This window comes from Shewanella sp. SM68, from assembly GCF_025653925.1.
Taxonomy (GTDB): Bacteria; Pseudomonadota; Gammaproteobacteria; order Enterobacterales; family Shewanellaceae; genus Shewanella; species Shewanella oncorhynchi.
This window is the reverse complement of the sequence record NZ_JAKKRU010000005.1, coordinates 172,206-190,394: the sequence shown is the minus strand read 5'-3', so window position 1 is coordinate 190,394 and position 18,189 is coordinate 172,206. Positions and strand designations below refer to the sequence as shown.

The following is an 18,189-nucleotide window of genomic DNA, read 5'->3' as shown; positions in this document are numbered from 1 at the left end:
GTGTTGGGCTTATTTCTATCCAGTGTCAGAGTTAACCGCCACTACTCAGTTGACCTAACAAATACTCCCGGACAATCATTCCAAAACAAACCATTCTAATTGCACGCCATTATTTTGTGTCTTTCTTCGCTAAACCAAGGGGATACAATTGCTGCTTAAACATGCCAACAGGCATGTAATCGCCCACGACACCATATTGCTCTGGCCACTCTTTCTGACCTCGAACTGCAGTCCCAAATAGGTAATCTAAAAAAGAAAAATGGGCAGCATAGTTACGGTCGATTGCCGCCTTATCGGAAGCATGATGCCAATGGTGGAATTGCGGACTGACAATTAAGTAACGTAGCCAGCCAAAGTTAACCTGCACATTGGCATGATTAAATACCGCCTGCACGCCAACGATAATCACATAAATACTGATGATATCTTTGGAGAATCCCAAGATAAAAATCGGCGTGAGCACTAAACAACGGGTAGCAATCAACTCAAACATATGTTGCCTTGAACCAGCCAACCAATCTAAATGTTTCGCGCTATGGTGCACCGAATGGAAGCGCCACAGGAAAGGAATTTCATGGTAGGCACGGTGCGCCGCATATTGCATTAAATCGGCGACCAATAAAATCAACAACAGTTGCAACGCAAAGGGAAGATCCGCGATAAAGCTTTGCACTGTGCTGGAAATAGCCCAAGAAAAGGTCGACTGCACAAATTGGTTTGCCACCAATAATACAAATCCAATCGCTAAGTGATTCACCAAAAAATGGTTTAAATCCCCTTGCCACTCGGGTCTCAATATTGCTTGTTCTGGTTTATGGGGTAGCCATTTCTCGATAAAAATGAAAATTAAGGTTGAGCCTAATAAGTCTAAAATAAACCAATCTAAACCCAGTGAGACCTTATGATTAGCAAAAGGCTCGACCTCAACTTGATGACCACCAAAGGCAATCGCTAAACTCACAAATACCCAAGCCACAAAGCCGAAACGCTTATTTTTATTTCGAATAAAATTCAATAAACCTAAACTGCCCGACACCACTAAGGCGACAAATATTAAGCTGCGAATAACATCGACATTATAGCTTTGGCGTAATTCTGGAGTGGTGAGATATTCGGGAAAATGAAACGCCAATACACCCAGAAACGATAATATCGCTAACATACACGCTATAGTGCCGCTAATACTGCCTTCACCAATTTGGAAATGGCCGTCTTTAAATCCTTTACTCATCACAGTGAACTCCTTTTCCTATATTGCTCGCGTTACTCACATCACAGCAATGCTCGGCTTAATTTTTGCCGATCAGCCTACATTAACCCCGCAGCCACAATCAATAAAAAGTGAATGCTAAGACAATAATGCTCAATCTACTAAGCCCACTAAAACGAGCACAAAAAAACAGCAAAAAAAGCGCTACCTAAGTAGCGCTGTTTTATTAGAGCCGTTCACTCACCTTAGCGGTTAGATCTTAATCAAGTTATAACCAAAGCTAGTAGAAGGATCTTTATTCAGCACCATAGTCACATTGTCTTCATTGCTGAAATCCATTAAATCGGATGCATAGACAACGGTTTTAGTACCGTTTTCCACAGCGATAACCTTAATAGAATATTCGCCAGCTGGCACAGTCAATGACTGAGGGCTCGCAGGATTGACTGCGGTGATCTTATTTACAGCCGTTTCAATCGTGTCATTTGCCTTTAAGAAATACACGGTTAGATTGCTTTTATCGGCAAAACTCACAATGTCGAACTTAAAGCTATAGGGACTTGGCGTCTGAGTTTGCTTCATCTCCATCGCCTTCACTTGGCTGCCCTGCTCGGTCGTTTGCTCATAGATGAAGATGGTTTTAATGTCATCTTGGTTAAGGGTGATAAGCACATTATCGAGCAATTTATTTTGCGTACCGTGGTCGAACACACTCACACCAAAATCATTAAACTCAGCACTTTGATAGCTAGTCACCCCAAAAGATGGCACTTCGCTAAACAGAGTATCTTGCTTACTGCTAGCCACTTTCACATCGATAATGTGCGAACCTAAACCGTTAAAGACGCGATAATCGACACTCGCTTCTAATGCTACATGATTGCGAACATTGGTGGTTGAATCGACACTGTCCAAGGTGATTTTTGAATCCGAAGCACCAAAACCTTCACGGATGATCAGCTTATAAGGCACCTTAGAACTGAATTTAATGTTCGCAGTTGTATAAGAAACATTGGTTGTTCCCGCTGGTGCGAGGTAAACCTTATATTCACCCGTATCCATCACTTGCGGCTGCGACACTTCACCGTAGGCCACACTGCCTAACATCACAGCATCGGCAAAGGTTTGGGTCGACTTAGAAACATAAGCGTCAAAGGCTTGGGCATGTACAGCAGTATTGGCAATCAAGAGCTGCATTTTACTGTTTTCAGCCACTTCGTTGAGCTTATCGAGTTCAGTGCGAGAATAGTTGATATTAAGTAATTTAGGTTCGGTAAAATCACCATGTAATACAAAGAAATGGTCCGTTGCAACTTTCAAATCGATATTTTCTTTATAAATAGAGATATCTTTATCAGAGGCATCCTTAGCCATCACTTCAATCGCAGTTACGCCAGCAGTCGACGTAAATCGCGGCATAGTGTCCCCATAGATCACACTTTCATAGGTTTTATCGGCAACTTTGAGTGCAGTAGCAGTGCTTCCAGCTGAAGCATTATAGAATTGCACATAGGTGGCATTTTGATCTGTGCCCTCTTCATTATTATCATCTGAGCCACATGCCGTTACCGCTAAACAGGCAACAGCCACCGCAGCGAATCCCTTTAGCTTACTTTTTATCATTGTTTCCCTCATTAGCAGACAAAAATTCAGTTCAATCTACGCAGTTATACAATGACAACAATGGCAATTTCCACTAAAAACAAAAACAAATATTTTACAAACTCAAACACTTAACAAACATTTCAATAACACACCAAAAAGTGATACAAACCACACTTTTCAGGCCCTTAATTGATACAAATGCGGTTGCTGATACTTTTGCTCGCTTCTCAAAAACGCTTCTGCTCCAGTGGAAAATGACTGTTCTATCGAACACCTCTCTTTTAGGCTTAAAGCGACTATGGATAAACTATCCTCAGACGGTACAAACCTTGTTCGACTAATGCGATTAGGTTACTCTCGCATCGCCAATTAAGCCTTTGGGATGGATAGGATTTGCAAGGGATTCTCAACTACTACAAACAATGTTTTCAACACGATAGTGCTGAAATCAATCTCTGGTCTAGCCACAAGCTTGCCGAGCAAGATCAGCTATTACTCCAACATGAAGACGAGTTAAGCAGTGGCTTCCTACCCCGCTTGCCAGTGCCATTTGCTCCCGCCAGTGCATTACTAGCGCGTAGCGCTTTGTATTTACGCGAAAAGGTATTATTGCACTGCTGTCTGTTTTTCTGCGGCACAGTCGACCTTAATGGCGAAAAACGTAAAGTCGTGACGCCACTGCTGTACCGCGAATGCCAATTACAGGCTGACGGCGATAATCTCTACCTAGAGAGCAATAACACTCTAGCTGGCAGCGGACCATTCACTATCAATGAAGCTCTATTAGAAAAATTAGTCGTTGAAGGACATAGCCTAAGCCAAGATTTACGCGATAATCCAACGGATGTCAGTGGCTGGATATCTTGGCTGCGGGCGGGCCAAGCCGATGTTGATACCAGTCATTTATTGCATTTTCCCAAGCTGATCGATGAGGCTGAATTCACTAGCTTATGCCGTAAACGTGGGCAGTTTCTTGTCAGTCGAAGCCAAATCATTTTGGCAGAACGTTCGATCGCGAGTCGGGGCATTTTGCACGAACTCGACAAACTAATGACAGCGCCAGAACCATCAGCACCGCTTAAAGCGCTATTCGCAGAAACACAACAAACAACATCAATCAGCGCCAGTGAAGACACACAAGAGGCTTATCTTCCTGGGTTATTAAGCCGCGCGCAAATTCAGGCCTTAAAGATTGCGGCCAATCATACTTTGGGGCAGATCTCAGGCCCACCGGGAACAGGTAAGAGTTACACCATAGCTACAGTGGCAGCAGAGCAGGTATTAAGGGGTAAATCTGTCCTCATCGTCGCCCACACCGATGTAGCTGTTGATGTGATTGCCGATAAATTGCAACAACAATTCCAGCTAGGGAGCAGCCTTATTCGAGCAGGCTCGCCGCAGTTTATAAAAGTCCTTAAAAACCAGATTGATGAAATGCTCCATGGTCAGCATCCTGCATCTGATGAAGCCGTCTCGGATAGGTTGCTACTCAATGCAAAACAACAACTTAATACCGTGACTCGTCAGCAAGTCAAAATGGAAGCGGGCTTTATACGTCATTGCCGCCATGCCATACGTCGCGGCCAAAAACTGGCGACCTTACAAAAAGGACAATCCCGTTGGCGCTTAGGATTTTACAACTGGGCTTACCGTGCAGGTATCAAAAGGTTTGCCCAGCAATGGAATGAACTCGATAAATTAACGGCCCTCATCACGCAAAAAGAAGACTTAAGCCTCAAATACTTACAATTAGCAACTCACTATCGATTAAACCAATTACTCAAACATAAGCGCAGTACGCTGGTGAGTTTTGCCAGTGCGTTACGCGCTCGGCAATCCGCTAAGCAACTCGACGGCTTCTACAAGACGGATTTTGATGCCTTAAAACAAACCTTTCCCATTTGGTTATCTAGCCTTGCCAGCTTGCATAAAGTGCTGCCCATGGAGCAGCAAATGTTTGATTTAGTGATTATTGATGAAGCCACACAAGCCAATATTGCCGCATGTTTACCGGCCTTGCAGCGAGCAAAGGCGGCACTGGTGGTGGGAGATAGCAAACAACTGCGCCATTTCTCGTTTTTATCCCGCGCAAAACAAACTCAAATCCAGACCCAACTCGGACTCGCCCCGGATTGTCGCGGCCTAATGAGCTACCGTGATGCCAGTATGCTCGACTTAGCGTCACAGTCCCTCGCGAGCCAATCCCAAGTGGTATTTTTAAATGAGCATTTTCGGAGTAAACCTGAGCTGATCCAATTTAGTAATCAGCAGTTTTATCAAGGCATGCTGAAGATTATGCAGCACAGACCTTGCACAAGTTCAGGGCACTTACACAGAGTCCACGTTACTGGCAGCCGTGATAGTAAGGGAATTAACGCCATAGAAGCGGAGGCATTAATTCAAAAGTTAGCTCAACTGATTGATGAACAAGAGAATGTATTAGTGCCCTCCAGCATTGGTGTGCTCTCCTGTTTTCGCAATCAAGCAGAGTATTTATCCCAGCAGATCCTCACGCGCTTTAGCGCACAACAACTCGAGCGTCACCACTTACGGATTGCCACGCCCTTTGGTTTTCAAGGGGAAGAGCGCGATATTATGCTGCTGTCGTTTAGCATTACGGCCAACGACAGCCGAGCCGCCGTGTATTTAAATCGAGCCGATATGTTCAATGTCGCCATCACCCGCGCTAAACAAATGCAGTGGCTATTTTTATCGGTACAAGCGCATGAACTCCCCAACAATAATTTACTGGCAACTTACTTAGCATCGGCGGGCCAATTTCAAGCGGCACACAATTATGTCGATTCCCTCGATACCTTCGGCCAGTCTGTGGCACTCGCGATTGAAGCAAAAGGCATAACAGTCTGGCGCGCCTACCATATGGCGGGGCTAGAACTGGATATTCTGTGCCGCTATGGTAACCAATATTTAGCAATAGATTTAATCGGTTACCCAGGGCCTTGGGCGGACTTTTTCGAGATTGAACTGTATAAACTGTTACAGCGCGCGGGGATTAAACTTATCCCCGTCAGCTACGGGCTATGGTGCCAACAGCGAGAACTTTGTATCCAACATATTTGTCAGCAATTGGGAATAACACCCGCCTAAGGAGCAGACAACGCGACTACCAAACTCAATCACAACAGCCGTAACCACATCGCAGTTGAATGGGACAGGAAACGCCACACGTTGACAGTCCCTTATGAGACGCCTATTAAGCTTTATGAGGCGCTTGTTAAGCTTTATGAGACGTTTGTTAAGCTTTATGAGACACTTATTAAGCTTTGTGAACCAAACGTTTACAATAAAGATCATTTCCCTTGCCTGTAACGTAGATGACAGCTTGGTTGCGAGAGTTAACTAACGAATTTAAAAGGATTGTATTGTACTTATCTTTAGTAAATTTATTGGATGAGACATCTAGATCCGCTAAGGTCCCCGCCAAATAATCAGGAATTCGAATTAACTCATCATAATGGTTTTTCCCAGACTTCTCTGGTTCTGGGAATAGAAACTGAGGGGTATCTAACATTAACACTGAATTTTCTTTTCGCTCAAAGTGTACAGAATAACTCTGTAAAAATAAAAAGTATGATAGGTCAAAAGCAAAACTATCATATCGCTCAAGCAGCGCATCTCTGTCAGAAATCCACTGAATATATTTGGGCTTTTTAGCTATAGCTAAAACTTCAAAAACGACACTAGCAAATGCTGACACTATGTAAATTTGACGGGCTAATTTTGAATTAAAGTTTTTCTTTGAGAAATCAGCTTCAAAAGCTCTAACTCTTTTCATGACTCCATCAACATAGCCGTTTTGAAATGTTGAGTTACTTGCGATATCTGATACTACATTGCGAAACGCTGGTAAGAATGACAGCATATTTTCATCTGTAGCATAATCTCTAAGCAAGTTAGCCTTTCGGTCAATTACGAAAGTAAACGAAAAGGTAACTGGGGAATTAATATATTGTAAGAATTCGACAGATACCGTCCGAGTTGATTTTATGTCTTTAGGGGCAAAGTGATTGATATATTCTTTGATATTATCCAGCTTGTCGTGATGTAAGAGAACTGTAAATGACACTGTGTCATTTTGCTTAGTTTTGTCCCCGAAACAATAATCCGAAATAACATACCAAGCAGCCCCGTCAGGCATGGAACTTAGCCAGTGCTCTAGGTCATCTTTTGCAGACTGATTTACAGTCTTCTTTAAAGGAATCAACAGTTCTAACATATATCCTCTGTGAAGCTTAACGTCTTAATCATGCGCACGCGGCTGATAAATCACTTTTATCTTGTTTCTTAGCCAAGTGATTTTGGGGTTGTGGCTGTTTCTCTTATGCCAAATCAAGGTAAAAGGAATGGCGAGTTTATCAAGATATTCGCCACTTAACGGGATCGGGCGACTGACTAAGTCAGGATGTAATTGGCGAGCATATTGCTCACAATATTGTGGCGCAATTGCCATCATGCTGTGGTGAGGCTCTGCCGCGACAAACAGTGACTGCTCAAAACTGGCCAAGGTCAGCACAATATTGCGACTTAACCCAAGCTCAATAAGCACATCATCCAAGGCCCAGGTTTCGCTCTTTTCCCACAAGATATTGATATGCGAATATTTAAGAAAGGTGTCTATATTCCACTCTTCCTGTAAGGCGGGATGATCGCGGCGTAAATACACCTGAGGAAGATCGGTAAATAAAACCTCAAAATCGATAAAATAGGGTAATAAATCAAGGGATTCCTTGGAACGGGGATGACTTTCTCGGCCGGTAAACCCCATATCAGCTTCACCACGCACAATCGCTTCGAGTGAATCGTAATCCCAATTTCGTACCTTCACCTTTGCATCAGGGTATTGAGTATAAATGGCCTGAGTCAGCTCATTAAGCATGATAAGCAACAAAGGCGACTCAAGCATCAACTCGAAGGTGAGCCCTTTGGTCATCTCGTCACCGCGCTTAGCCATCAGTTGCTTACCCATTTGCAACCATTCGGATAACTCCTGCTCCATACCGTGAGCCAATGGCGTTAACTGAAATCCCTGCGGCGTTTTGACAAATAAGGGATCGTCAAACCAATCCCGTAATTTGGCCAGCGACTTACTCACAGTGGATGGCGTGACATTGAGCTTTTTGGCAGTCTTAGAGACACTCCGCTCCTGTAATAAAAGCTGCAAAATAAACAATAAGTTAAGATCTAGCCGACTCAGGGATTTGGTCATTAATTACAATTTCCGGCAATTTAGGAACCGCTAAGATCAGTGTAATGCTCACCAGCGCACCGACAGCGAGGATCACTAATAATATATTAATCGCACTCACTTCGAGCAGACCCATCACCCAAATATATAAAGCTGAAGTACACACTTGGGCAATTCCCAGTAAAGAGCTGGCAACTCCAGCCCGAGCCACAAATGGGCTGAGCGCCTGACTCATGGTGACCCCAAATCCAATCGCAAACCCCGAACACACAAAACTAAAACCTAGCAGGTTGAATGACTGACTAACCCCGCCCAATTGAGTCAAGATCAACACCAGTGCTGCGGCGGCAAATAATGTCTGAGAGAACAAAATTAACGATTTTTCTTTAAACAAGTTAAGCAAAAAGGGCGTCGAAAATGAGGCAACCATACTCACAAATGCTGTCATAGCCATAGTGTTGGAATATTGTCCACGGTCAAACCCCATCTGCCCCATGATCAACATGGGAGAGACATTTACATAGCTTAAAATCGTGGTCACACCTAAAGTCGTTATCACCACACGACTGAGAAAAAACCGCTGTTTAAAGGATTCTTTATACCCACCTGGCTCAACTGTGGTGTGAAGTTGCGGTTTAGGATAGGTTTCGCGTAATACAAAAATACACAGGGTTAAGACCATTAATCCCATCCCCGCCATAGTGTTAAATAGGCTAGGCCATGGGAATTTAAGCATAATTAAATGGCCTATCACAGGCGCTATCACAGGGATAATGCAAGTCACGCCATTGACCATAGAGAGCACTTTTGCTCGGCGCTTATCGTCTAATACATCACGCAAAATCGCAAAAGCCACTACATAGCAAGAACCAGCACCTATCCCTTGTGCAAAGCGTGCCATTAAAAAGAGATCACTGGTTTGCGCACTACCGGCAAAGTAAGAGGCAATAGCAAACAAAAATGCGCCAAACAAGGTAATGGGTTTACGCCCAATCCTATCGGCTAAGCTCCCCGCAAACAGCATAGTGGTCGCCATGCCCGCAAGATACACAGAAAAAGCAATATGCAGCTGCGCCTCACTCGCCCCTAAATCCTGCGCAATTTGCGGCAAACCGATCAAGTACATATCTATCCCTGTCGGGTACAAAAGCACTAGACAAAAACTGCACAATAGATATCGAAACATATACCTCACCCCATTAGCCATCTCACACATTAGTTGCGCCTAGCCTAGTTTCACTCGCGCAGATCTGTGAGTGGCATTTTCGACAACAGGTATTTCCATTGACGACCTATGGGAGGACATAACACCACGAACGAGGAAGAAAAGTTGGTAACAGAACTGAAGAAGGAAAGGGGTAGAAAAATATCCCCTGCGGTTTGCGACCACAGGGGATATGTCGGTGAATGATCAGTCTACTATTCTATGAGCCCAACACTCATTGCTGAGGTTCTGGCGGTGCAGGAAGGACTTGGATCATTAAACTGCTATCGTCTTGCAGATATTGCTGCGCCAATTTATTAAGTTCTGCAACTGTCATCTGCTGCGCTAACGCTTGCCTTTGTTTAAAGGCAGCAAAACGACTAGGATGACTCTGGGCAGTTGAGGTGAGATCTAACCAAAAACCATTGGTTTGCGGCGCAGCTTGCATCCACTCAAGCACAGGTTGGCGGGCTCGATTAAGTAAGTCCTCACTGATCCCCGAAGGCGCTTTAACTTGCTTAACTGCGGCGGTGAAATACTCGGCAACCGTTGGCAACATAGCTTGAGTCGTCACGCTAAACAAACCTAAGTAACCATAACCGCTGGCATTGAAATCGTTATAAGAAAAGGCCGATGGCGAATAACTCGCGCCCGCTTTCTCCCTCACGTTTTCCGTTAATAGAATGCTTAGCACTTGCTCCAGCAGACCCAATCCCGCGTGTTGACTCAAGTGAGTCATATCCGTTGTAGGCCACACCATGGCAAGTGCCGCCATATCCAGTTGACCATAATGCGTTAATGTTTTCTGAACGGGCACTTTCGGAAACACAGGTACTATCGACTGAGCATTAGCAATAGGGCTACGCTTAATGGCGCCAAGCGTTTCAGCCACAGCAGCAATGGCACTCGCTTCGTCAAAATCGCCCACAATAGCGAGTTCAATCGCCCCTTGCTCGACGGCCGAATGGAAACTCGGCGCTAATTCTCCAAAGTGACGTTTGAGAATTTCTTCAGGCTCACCATAACCATAGCGTTTATCACCATTATGGGAGATACGGGCAAACTGATTAGAAAACTCAGATTGTGGGTTGCTATGAATACTTTGTTGCTCGGCAATCACTTGTTCACGAAACAATTGCTCAGCCTGCTTATCCATACCTGGCTCAATTAAATAAGCCGTCATTAAGCCAAGCTGCGTGCGTAGCTCTGCGGCATTAGTGCTAATCTCGCCGCCAAAACTTTGCTCACGCAGGCCTAAGTTGATGGAAATATCTTGCCCAGCAAAAATATCCTGCAGACTGTCATAATCATGGGCCTTGAGCCCACCCTGCACAAACGCACTGTTAAACAGATAAGACAAACCATCCAACTCAGGGAATGGCACTTCACCAAAGCCAATGTTTAGGCTGACCAATGTGGTGCCTTTGTTAAAGTTGGTAGGCTTAAGATTAAGGCGCACGCCATTGGCAAATTGCAGTTGGCGAATCCCCGTTTCCTTATCGCGACTGTCGGCAACTAACTTGCCTTGCTCACCAAACTGAGTATAAGCAAACTCATCAATCGCCTTGATTGCTGGTGCGCTCACCGCTTGTTTACGGCTTTTCTCGTAGCTGGCGATAAGCTGTTTTTCAGCATTTTCAATGGGCTTATTGCTGGTCAGATACAAATACGGCGTAGCGTTCCACGTTTGATTAAACACTTGGCTTAGCTTTTGCGGTGTCACTGTTGGCATTATTTTTTCAAAAAATGCGAGCTGCCAATCAGGTTCGACAGGGACGCGATTGCCCGCCACCGAATACACTAGACTCTCGGCAATATTCACACTGTGAATGGTACTGCTCCCCGCGACACTTAGCTGATATCCCTTATGCATACGTTTGATTTGCTGGTCAATTTCCTGCTGGCTAAAACCAAACTCTTTTGCTTGACGCAGGGTTTTCTCCAAGAGTGCGATTCCCTCTTGCCAGTTATTTTCCTGCGTACCTAGGCTCATTTGTGTGCCATAGGCAATATCAAACTGCGGCCCAACCTGCAGGTTTACACCATATAAACCTTGGCTATGCAGTAATTGCGACTCCATACGGCGATACAAGATGCCGTGGGCGAGCTCGAGCAACATTTCCTGCTCCCGCACAGCAGGGCTATCGGTAATCGCTGAGATGGGTTTTAGCATGCCAAGGGAAACTGACGTTGACAGACTTTGATCAAAAAATGCCGCCGCATCGACACTTTGGCGCTCTGCGACAGTACCAATAGCTTGTTCCTTGGTTTTAGCGGCCAAAGGCGCTGCTTTCCAGCTGGCAAACTGTTGTTTTATCTTTTGTTCTACCGCGGCCACCTCGATATCACCCACGACAATTAAAGTGGTGCGTGAGGGCGTATAAAAACGCTGATATAAAGACAGCAACGCCTCGCGATTGGCATTACTGATACTGTTCGCCTCACCCACAGGGAAGCGCTTTGACAGCAATGTGTTTGGCATTAAAAACTGTAATTGGTTACGGTAATTCTCAAGATCCGCACCGCTACGTTCACGCAGCTCAGACAACACCACCGCTTTTTCACGTTCAATTAGCGCTGGGTCGAGTAATAGATTACTGCCAATTTCTCTCATTAAAAACAAAGCAGTATCGATTTTATCTTGGCTATTACTTGGCAAGTTGAATTGATAGACCGTCTGCTGAAACTCAGTCACAGCATTGGTATCGGCGCCAAAACTCAGGCCAAGGCGCTGCAATGTCGGCATCATCTCCCCCGCCGCCAATCCGGTCGAGCCATTAAAGGCCATGTGTTCAAGAAAATGCACTAATCCTTGCTCGGCATCAGACTCGACCAAAGAGCCTACATCCACCCGCATCCGCACTATGACCGCCTGCTCCGGCGTCTTATTGCTCACCAATAAATAACGCATACCATTGGCAAGTTCACCGGTATGGATCCGCTCACTCATAGGCAAGCCTGTCGTTCCCATCCACAGCGGATCTTCACTCGCCTGCAGTGGCAACGCCATACTCAAAAGCGCCAATAGTAACCACTGACGCACAAAACTAATTACCTTGAAATTGTTCATTAAAATTCGCACTTTGCCCCCAAAATCAAACAAGAAACCTAGGAAGCGCTCACCTATGTTTCAGATAAAATAAGCTTTCACTATAGTACCTAAAGCACTTTAAGTCACAAAATCAATACCTTATGCCGTACTAAAAATAGTTTATCGCCTTGATATATAGTCAGAATATGCCGAAAAATAATGAGATAGGAAGGAAGCTGAAACAGCTGTGGATTTAATGGTTACTGTGGAATGGTATGCATATATTAGTGAGATATTGAGTGCTTAATTAGCCAAGCCCTTTCTTAAATCTAATTACAGAGCAATATCTTGATTGAAAATCTGAGTTGGCCCCTCACAATTTTGGCTTTAAAAATCACAACACTGTTTAGATATTTCGGCTCATGGCCTCGTGAAAAAACCACTTCACAGGTAAGCCATTAATGCAAAAGCCCTACGAATATTCGCAGGGCTTTTGTTTTATCACGCAGTTGAATCTTAAAACTGTTGAAACCAACGTTGGATCTGTTGTGGATCTTTGCTTTGCGTTAAGGACAGCATCAGTAAAATGCGGGCTTTTTGCGGGTTAAGATTACCTGCGGCGATAAAGCCATATTTAGCATCGTCTATCTCGGCATCAAGCGTGGTTGCGCCTGTGGGCACTCGGCTAGAGCGAACGACTAAGGTGCCTTTTTGACTCGCCTTAGCTAAGGTGTCAAATATTGAGTGGTAAATATTACCATTACCTACACCGGCGCTGACTATGCCATCAAAACCCGCTTCAACCATAGCTTTAACAGGTAAATCGCTGGCATTAGCATAGTTGTAGACAATCCCTACCTGTGGCAACTTGTCGAGTTTGCTAACATCAAAAGGCGTTTGCCTTGTATGTTGACGCTCAGTTTTGCCCATGTATTCAATCTTGCTGTTATGGATAACGCCAAGCGGGCCAAAGTTAGGCGCGGCAAAAGTGTGTACACCTGTAGTGTTAGTCTTAGTCACATCGCGGGCATTCAATACGGTATCGTTCATCACCACCAACACGCCTCGACCTTTAGATTCGAGGTTAGCGGCGGTCGCGACTGCGTTATACAAATTCATCGGGCCATCGGCACTCATGGCAGTTGATGGACGCATTGCCCCAACCAGTACTACAGGCTTATCGCTCTTGATGGTGAGATTTAAAAAATACGCCGTTTCCTCTAAGGTATCAGTACCATGGGTAATGACGATACCGTCGACATCTTTATCAGCCAATAGCAGATTGATGCGCTTGGCTAAGGCTAGCCAAACTTTATCGTTCATGTCCTGCGAACCGATTTTAACCAGTTGCTCACCTTGAATATCGGCAAGTTGTTTCATTTCAGGCACGGCCGCAATTAAGCTACTAATGCCCACTTCACCAGCCTGATAGTTAGACTCAGTAGCCGATTGTCCGACTCCCGCAATAGTGCCACCCGTAGCAATAATACGTACCTGTGGAAGCGCCTGCGCCGCGGAGGAGAGAAATAACCCTAAAGTGACCGAGAGCAAAAGCTTACGCATTGGAAAATTCATGCTTACATCCTTTGATTAATAATAAACGCCCACAGTGTGCACTATTGTCTAAGCCTCACTGTGATAGCTCTCACTAAAATGAAATAACAGATTTAGCGTTATCTAATTGATTATTTAAACTTTAAGGAAAGCACCATGCATTTATTATTGAGTAGATTTAACTAATCAATGATTATTCGCTATTGACGCAGTGACAATTAAATATCGTATGGTTTATTTAAATTTAAAAACACTTGAATAAATATGTCGCCGATTGGTTAACGAATAACAAATCTATAGCTAATTTGCATCAAAAAGTAATGGCTCACACTAGTGATCCGAGTTGAGAGACTTATCTAAGAAACAAAAGAAATACACTATTTCAAACAGTTAAGTGATCACCATCCTAATCCTGTTATTGCCAAAGCGTTAAGATCTACTTCGATAGTCAAGGAGACGATTCTCCTTCATGTTTTCGATGAGTTATTCTTGATGTGTTACGTATACTTATTGTACACATCCACAACTCAATACTCGGAGATATATCTTACTATTAATTGGATTTAATAGGATCGAAATGAAAGATACTAATAGCGTACGGATCGAAGAAGATTTATTGGGCACGAAAGAAGTTTCCAATGAATTTTATTATGGCATACATACATTGCGTGCCATCGAAAACTTTAAGCTGAGTAATCAAAAAATTTCCGATGTACCTGAATTAGTCCGTGGCATGATGCTAACAAAAAAAGCCGCTGCCATGGCTAACAGTGAATTAGGCGCTGTAAGTCCTGAAATCGCTGACAAAATTATTGAAGCGTGCGATCTAATACTCACAACGGGTCGATTTGTTGATCAATTTCCGGTCGATGTTTATCAAGGAGGCGCAGGCACTTCAGTCAACATGAATACCAATGAGGTATTAGCCAACGTTGCACTGGAGATCATGGGGCTAGAAAAAGGCCGTTACGATGTCATCAATCCTAATGACCATGTCAATAAATGCCAATCGACTAACGATGCCTATCCAACAGGTTTCCGTATTGCGGTCATCAACAGTACCGATATTCTGTTAGATGCATTAACCGACCTTATCAGCGCTTTCGACACTAAAGCCACAGAGTTTAAAACCGTCTTAAAAATGGGCCGCACTCAATTGCAAGATGCCGTGCCTATGACCTTAGGCCAAGAGTTTCATGCCTTTGCTGTTACATTGCGAGAAGAAATTAAGTCCATCAAGCGTTGCCAAGAGCTGTTGTTAGAAGTGAACTTAGGCGCAACCGCCATTGGTACAGGGCTCAATACGCCTGTCGGTTATTCCGCATTAGCCATTAAGTATCTGGCAGACATTACTGGCCGCGCCTATGTGCCAGCGGAAGATTTAATCGAAGCGACATCCGATTGTGGTGCCTACGTTATGCTGCACAGTGCAATTAAGCGTATGGCGATTAAAATGTCCAAGATTTGTAACGACCTACGCTTACTTTCATCGGGTCCACGTACAGGTCTGAAGGAGATTAATCTTCCTGAGCTGCAAGCGGGTTCCTCCATCATGCCAGCCAAGGTTAACCCCGTGATCCCTGAGGTCGTCAATCAGGTTGCCTTTAAGATTGTCGGCAATGATATCACTATCACTATGGCCGCCGAAGCTGGCCAATTACAGCTTAACGTAATGGAACCTGTGATTGGACAGGCAATGTTTGAGTCGCTCAGTTTGATGGGTAATGCCTGTATCTCCCTGCGTGAAAAATGCGTTGAAGGTATCACAGCAAATCCAGAGATCTGCATGGCCCATGTGATGAACTCTATCGGGATCGTGACCTACCTTAACCCAATCATCGGCCACCATGAAGGTGACATCATAGGCAAGATTTGCGCTCAAACGGGTAAAAATGTCCGTGAAGTGGTACTCGAACGCGGTTTGTTAACGGTTGAAGAACTCGATGACATTCTCTCAGTTGAAAACCTGATGAATCCTAAGTACAAAGCAAAAAACACTAGCAAAGCCAAAGTGTAACTCAGTGGGGCTGGGGAGCCTTCCCCAGCCCATAACTCGATGATTCAAGAATAAGCCTGCGCAGAGTGAATATGCGTAGGCTATTGAAATTAAAAATAAAATAGAGTTAACACTATGATTATATTAGAGATAATTATCGTCCTCGGGGCTATTTACCTTGGTGCAAGGATGGGTAGCATGGGAGTCGGCTTCGCTGGCGGTGTCGGGGTACTGATACTGACCGCGGGGATGGGACTCAAACCGGGCAATATCCCGATTGACGTGATCCTCATCATTATGTCAGTTATCACCGCGATTGCGGCCATGCAAGTGTCTGGAGGGATGGATTATTTAGTCTCACTGGCAGAAAAATTATTACGTAAGCATCCCAAACAAATCACCTTTCTGGCCCCTGTCGTCACCTATTTCATGACACTCTTTGCGGGTACAGGCCACACAGCATTCTCCACCTTACCTGTTATTGCAGAAGTCGCAAAAGAGCAAGGCATTCGCCCCTCTCGTCCCTTATCTATTGCCGTTGTCGCATCTCAAGTCGCCATTACCGCCTCACCGATTTCAGCGGCTGTCGTGTTCTTCTCGGGTATCTTAGAGCCGTTTGGCGTAGATTATTTAGTGCTGTTAGCCGTTTGTATTCCCTCAACTTTCCTCGCCTGCATGGTCGGCGCCGTTGTTGCCAACTTAATGGGTAAAGAACTGGCCGATGATCCTGTCTATCAAGAACGCTTAGCCAAAGGTTTAGTCAAAACACGCGGCAAAACGGAGATCAAAATTAAAGCCGGCGCGAAACGATCTGTGATGATTTTCTTGCTGGCGATTGCGGCTGTCATGGCCTATGCCACTGCGATATCTGACAAAGTCGGTTTGATTGTTGACCCTGTATTGCCACGCGACGCAGCAATTATGGTGCTGATGCTCACGGCAGCTGCCGCTATTACGATTTTCTGTAAGTTAGACGCGAGCGAAATCTCTAATGCGGCCACCTTCAAGTCAGGCATGTCAGCCTGTGTTTGTGTGTTAGGTGTGGCTTGGTTAGGCGATACCTTAGTGTCGAATCATATCGAGGAAATCAAAGATCTTGCCGGCACCTTACTGCAAAGTCAGCCTTGGTTATTATCGGTAACCTTATTCTTTGCCTCCATGCTGCTCTACTCCCAAGGCGCGACAACAAAAGCGCTAATGCCCGCAGCCTTGGCGATTGGTGTAAGTCCATTGACAGCCGTAGCCTCTTTCGCCGCCGTCAGCGCGCTGTTTGTATTACCGACTTACCCCACGCTACTGGCTGCGGTCGAGATGGATGATACTGGCTCGACACGGATTGGTAAGGCGGTATTTAACCATCCGTTCCTGGTCCCTGGCGTTGTGACGATTGCCACCAGTGTGGCATTAGCCTTCCTGTTTGGCGGCATGATGCTGTAGCTCAATTTTACCCTAAGTGCTCTCAGGGCTAATGCCTACAAATGGATTAACCCTCTTCTTTTAATCTGTATCTATAGACTTTGTTTTGGCGTGATGCAGGTACATTCACGCCATAGCAAATCGAGTAAGAGGTGAATTAATGTCAGCAAAAACGCGTGTTCCTACCGCCATTAACGGCGGACCATTTGGCCAAGCTTGGTCGGCTAAAGCAGACTGCTTACAAAGTGTGACAGGACTTATATTAGGTATTTTCCTCTTATTTCATATGCATTTCGAGGCGAGCATTTTATTTGGTAAAGAAACCTTCTTTCACATGGTGCAATTCTTAGAAGGCAGTATGTTTAGCTCGACGGGTCATGGCTTCCCCATAGTGACCCAGATCATTTCAGTCATTATGCTGGTGATTGTTGCAATACATGCAGCCACTGCACTACGTCGTTTTCCAGTGCAATTAGGCCAATGGCGAGCGATGCGTGGCTTTATGTCGACTATCAAGCATAGAGATACCCAAGCATGGTTCTGGCAGATGATCACCGGTTTCTTACTGTTTTTCTTAGTGTCGGCCCATCTTGCCACTATGATTTTAAACCCTGATATTGGCCCTCACCTTTCGGCCGAACGGGTTTACCACGATAACGCTTGGCTCTTATACGTGGTGTTTTTACCTATCGTGTTATTCCACGGCATCGTTGGTTTATACCGAGTGATATTAAAGTGGGGTGTGAGTAGTAACCGTCCACTTATCCGCACTATAGCGCAAGTATTGATCGTCTATTTATTGTGTTTAGGCACATTAAGCCTAGTGACCTATATCAATATTGGTATCGAATTAGTTTTGCCAGTTCAACCGTTTATTCCTCAGTAATGGGCATGACGCTATAGGCGCACCTAGCCTATATAGCAAGACAAACAACATACGGATCCTCCTCTGATACATAGTTGCAGC

At 44.7% G+C, this 18,189-nt stretch carries 11 protein-coding genes; 4 read left to right on the top strand and 7 right to left on the bottom strand.

Annotated elements, in window-relative coordinates; translation table 11 throughout:
- Positions 1–109 precede the first annotated feature (109 nt).
- Together L5M40_RS10600 and L5M40_RS10595 are read right to left on the bottom strand one after the other, a co-directional pair.
- A complete protein-coding gene (locus tag L5M40_RS10600) occupies positions 110–1,231 on the bottom strand; it encodes a sterol desaturase family protein (protein ID WP_105251349.1) in 1,122 nt (373 codons plus the stop codon).
- A gap of 231 nt (positions 1,232–1,462) precedes the next feature.
- Positions 1,463–2,833 (bottom strand): DUF4397 domain-containing protein, encoded by a 1,371-nt coding sequence (locus L5M40_RS10595; protein ID WP_263148686.1) that lies wholly within the window; start codon positions 2,831–2,833, stop codon positions 1,463–1,465.
- Between the two features lie 375 nt (positions 2,834–3,208).
- On the opposite strand from L5M40_RS10595, the gene L5M40_RS10590 reads away from it, so the two are divergent.
- Positions 3,209–5,923 (top strand): DEAD/DEAH box helicase, encoded by a 2,715-nt coding sequence (locus L5M40_RS10590; protein WP_263176416.1) that lies wholly within the window; start codon positions 3,209–3,211, stop codon positions 5,921–5,923.
- A 169-nt stretch (positions 5,924–6,092) separates the two neighbouring features.
- Here L5M40_RS10590 and L5M40_RS10585 read toward each other — a convergent pair whose 3' ends face one another.
- The 5 genes from L5M40_RS10585 to ansB all read right to left on the bottom strand — a co-directional run bounded on the left by L5M40_RS10585 (position 6,093) and on the right by ansB (position 13,831).
- A complete protein-coding gene (locus L5M40_RS10585) occupies positions 6,093–7,052 on the bottom strand; it encodes a hypothetical protein (protein WP_263176417.1) in 960 nt (319 codons plus the stop codon).
- 24 nt (positions 7,053–7,076) lie between these two features.
- Positions 7,077–8,042, bottom strand: a complete 966-nt coding sequence (yidZ, locus tag L5M40_RS10580; RefSeq protein WP_263176418.1) for an HTH-type transcriptional regulator YidZ — start codon at positions 8,040–8,042, stop codon at positions 7,077–7,079.
- Positions 8,011–9,207 carry an MFS transporter gene (locus tag L5M40_RS10575; RefSeq protein WP_263176419.1) on the bottom strand — a complete coding sequence of 399 codons (1,197 nt, stop codon included), beginning with the start codon at positions 9,205–9,207 and terminating at the stop codon, positions 8,011–8,013. The genes yidZ and L5M40_RS10575 overlap by 32 nt, the downstream gene beginning before the upstream one ends.
- A 253-nt stretch (positions 9,208–9,460) precedes the next feature.
- The gene (locus L5M40_RS10570) at positions 9,461–12,295 is read right to left on the bottom strand and encodes a M16 family metallopeptidase (protein WP_263256643.1); all 2,835 of its coding nucleotides are present in this window, start codon (positions 12,293–12,295) and stop codon (positions 9,461–9,463) included.
- A gap of 477 nt (positions 12,296–12,772) precedes the next feature.
- Complete coding sequence (gene ansB / locus L5M40_RS10565) at positions 12,773–13,831, bottom strand: L-asparaginase 2 (protein ID WP_113940026.1); 1,059 nt, start codon at positions 13,829–13,831, stop codon at positions 12,773–12,775.
- Between the two features lie 556 nt (positions 13,832–14,387).
- Here ansB and aspA point away from each other — a divergent pair.
- From aspA to L5M40_RS10550, 3 genes are all read left to right on the top strand, one after another.
- Entirely contained in the window at positions 14,388–15,827 is a 1,440-nt protein-coding gene (gene aspA, locus L5M40_RS10560; RefSeq protein ID WP_105251342.1) for an aspartate ammonia-lyase, read from the top strand.
- A gap of 114 nt (positions 15,828–15,941) precedes the next feature.
- The gene (locus L5M40_RS10555; protein ID WP_105251341.1) at positions 15,942–17,243 is read left to right on the top strand and encodes an anaerobic C4-dicarboxylate transporter; all 1,302 of its coding nucleotides are present in this window, start codon (positions 15,942–15,944) and stop codon (positions 17,241–17,243) included.
- Positions 17,244–17,382: 139 nt separating this feature from the next.
- Positions 17,383–18,108 carry a fumarate reductase cytochrome b subunit gene (locus tag L5M40_RS10550; protein ID WP_105251340.1) on the top strand — a complete coding sequence of 242 codons (726 nt, stop codon included), beginning with the start codon at positions 17,383–17,385 and terminating at the stop codon, positions 18,106–18,108.
- Positions 18,109–18,189: the final 81 nt, after the last annotated feature.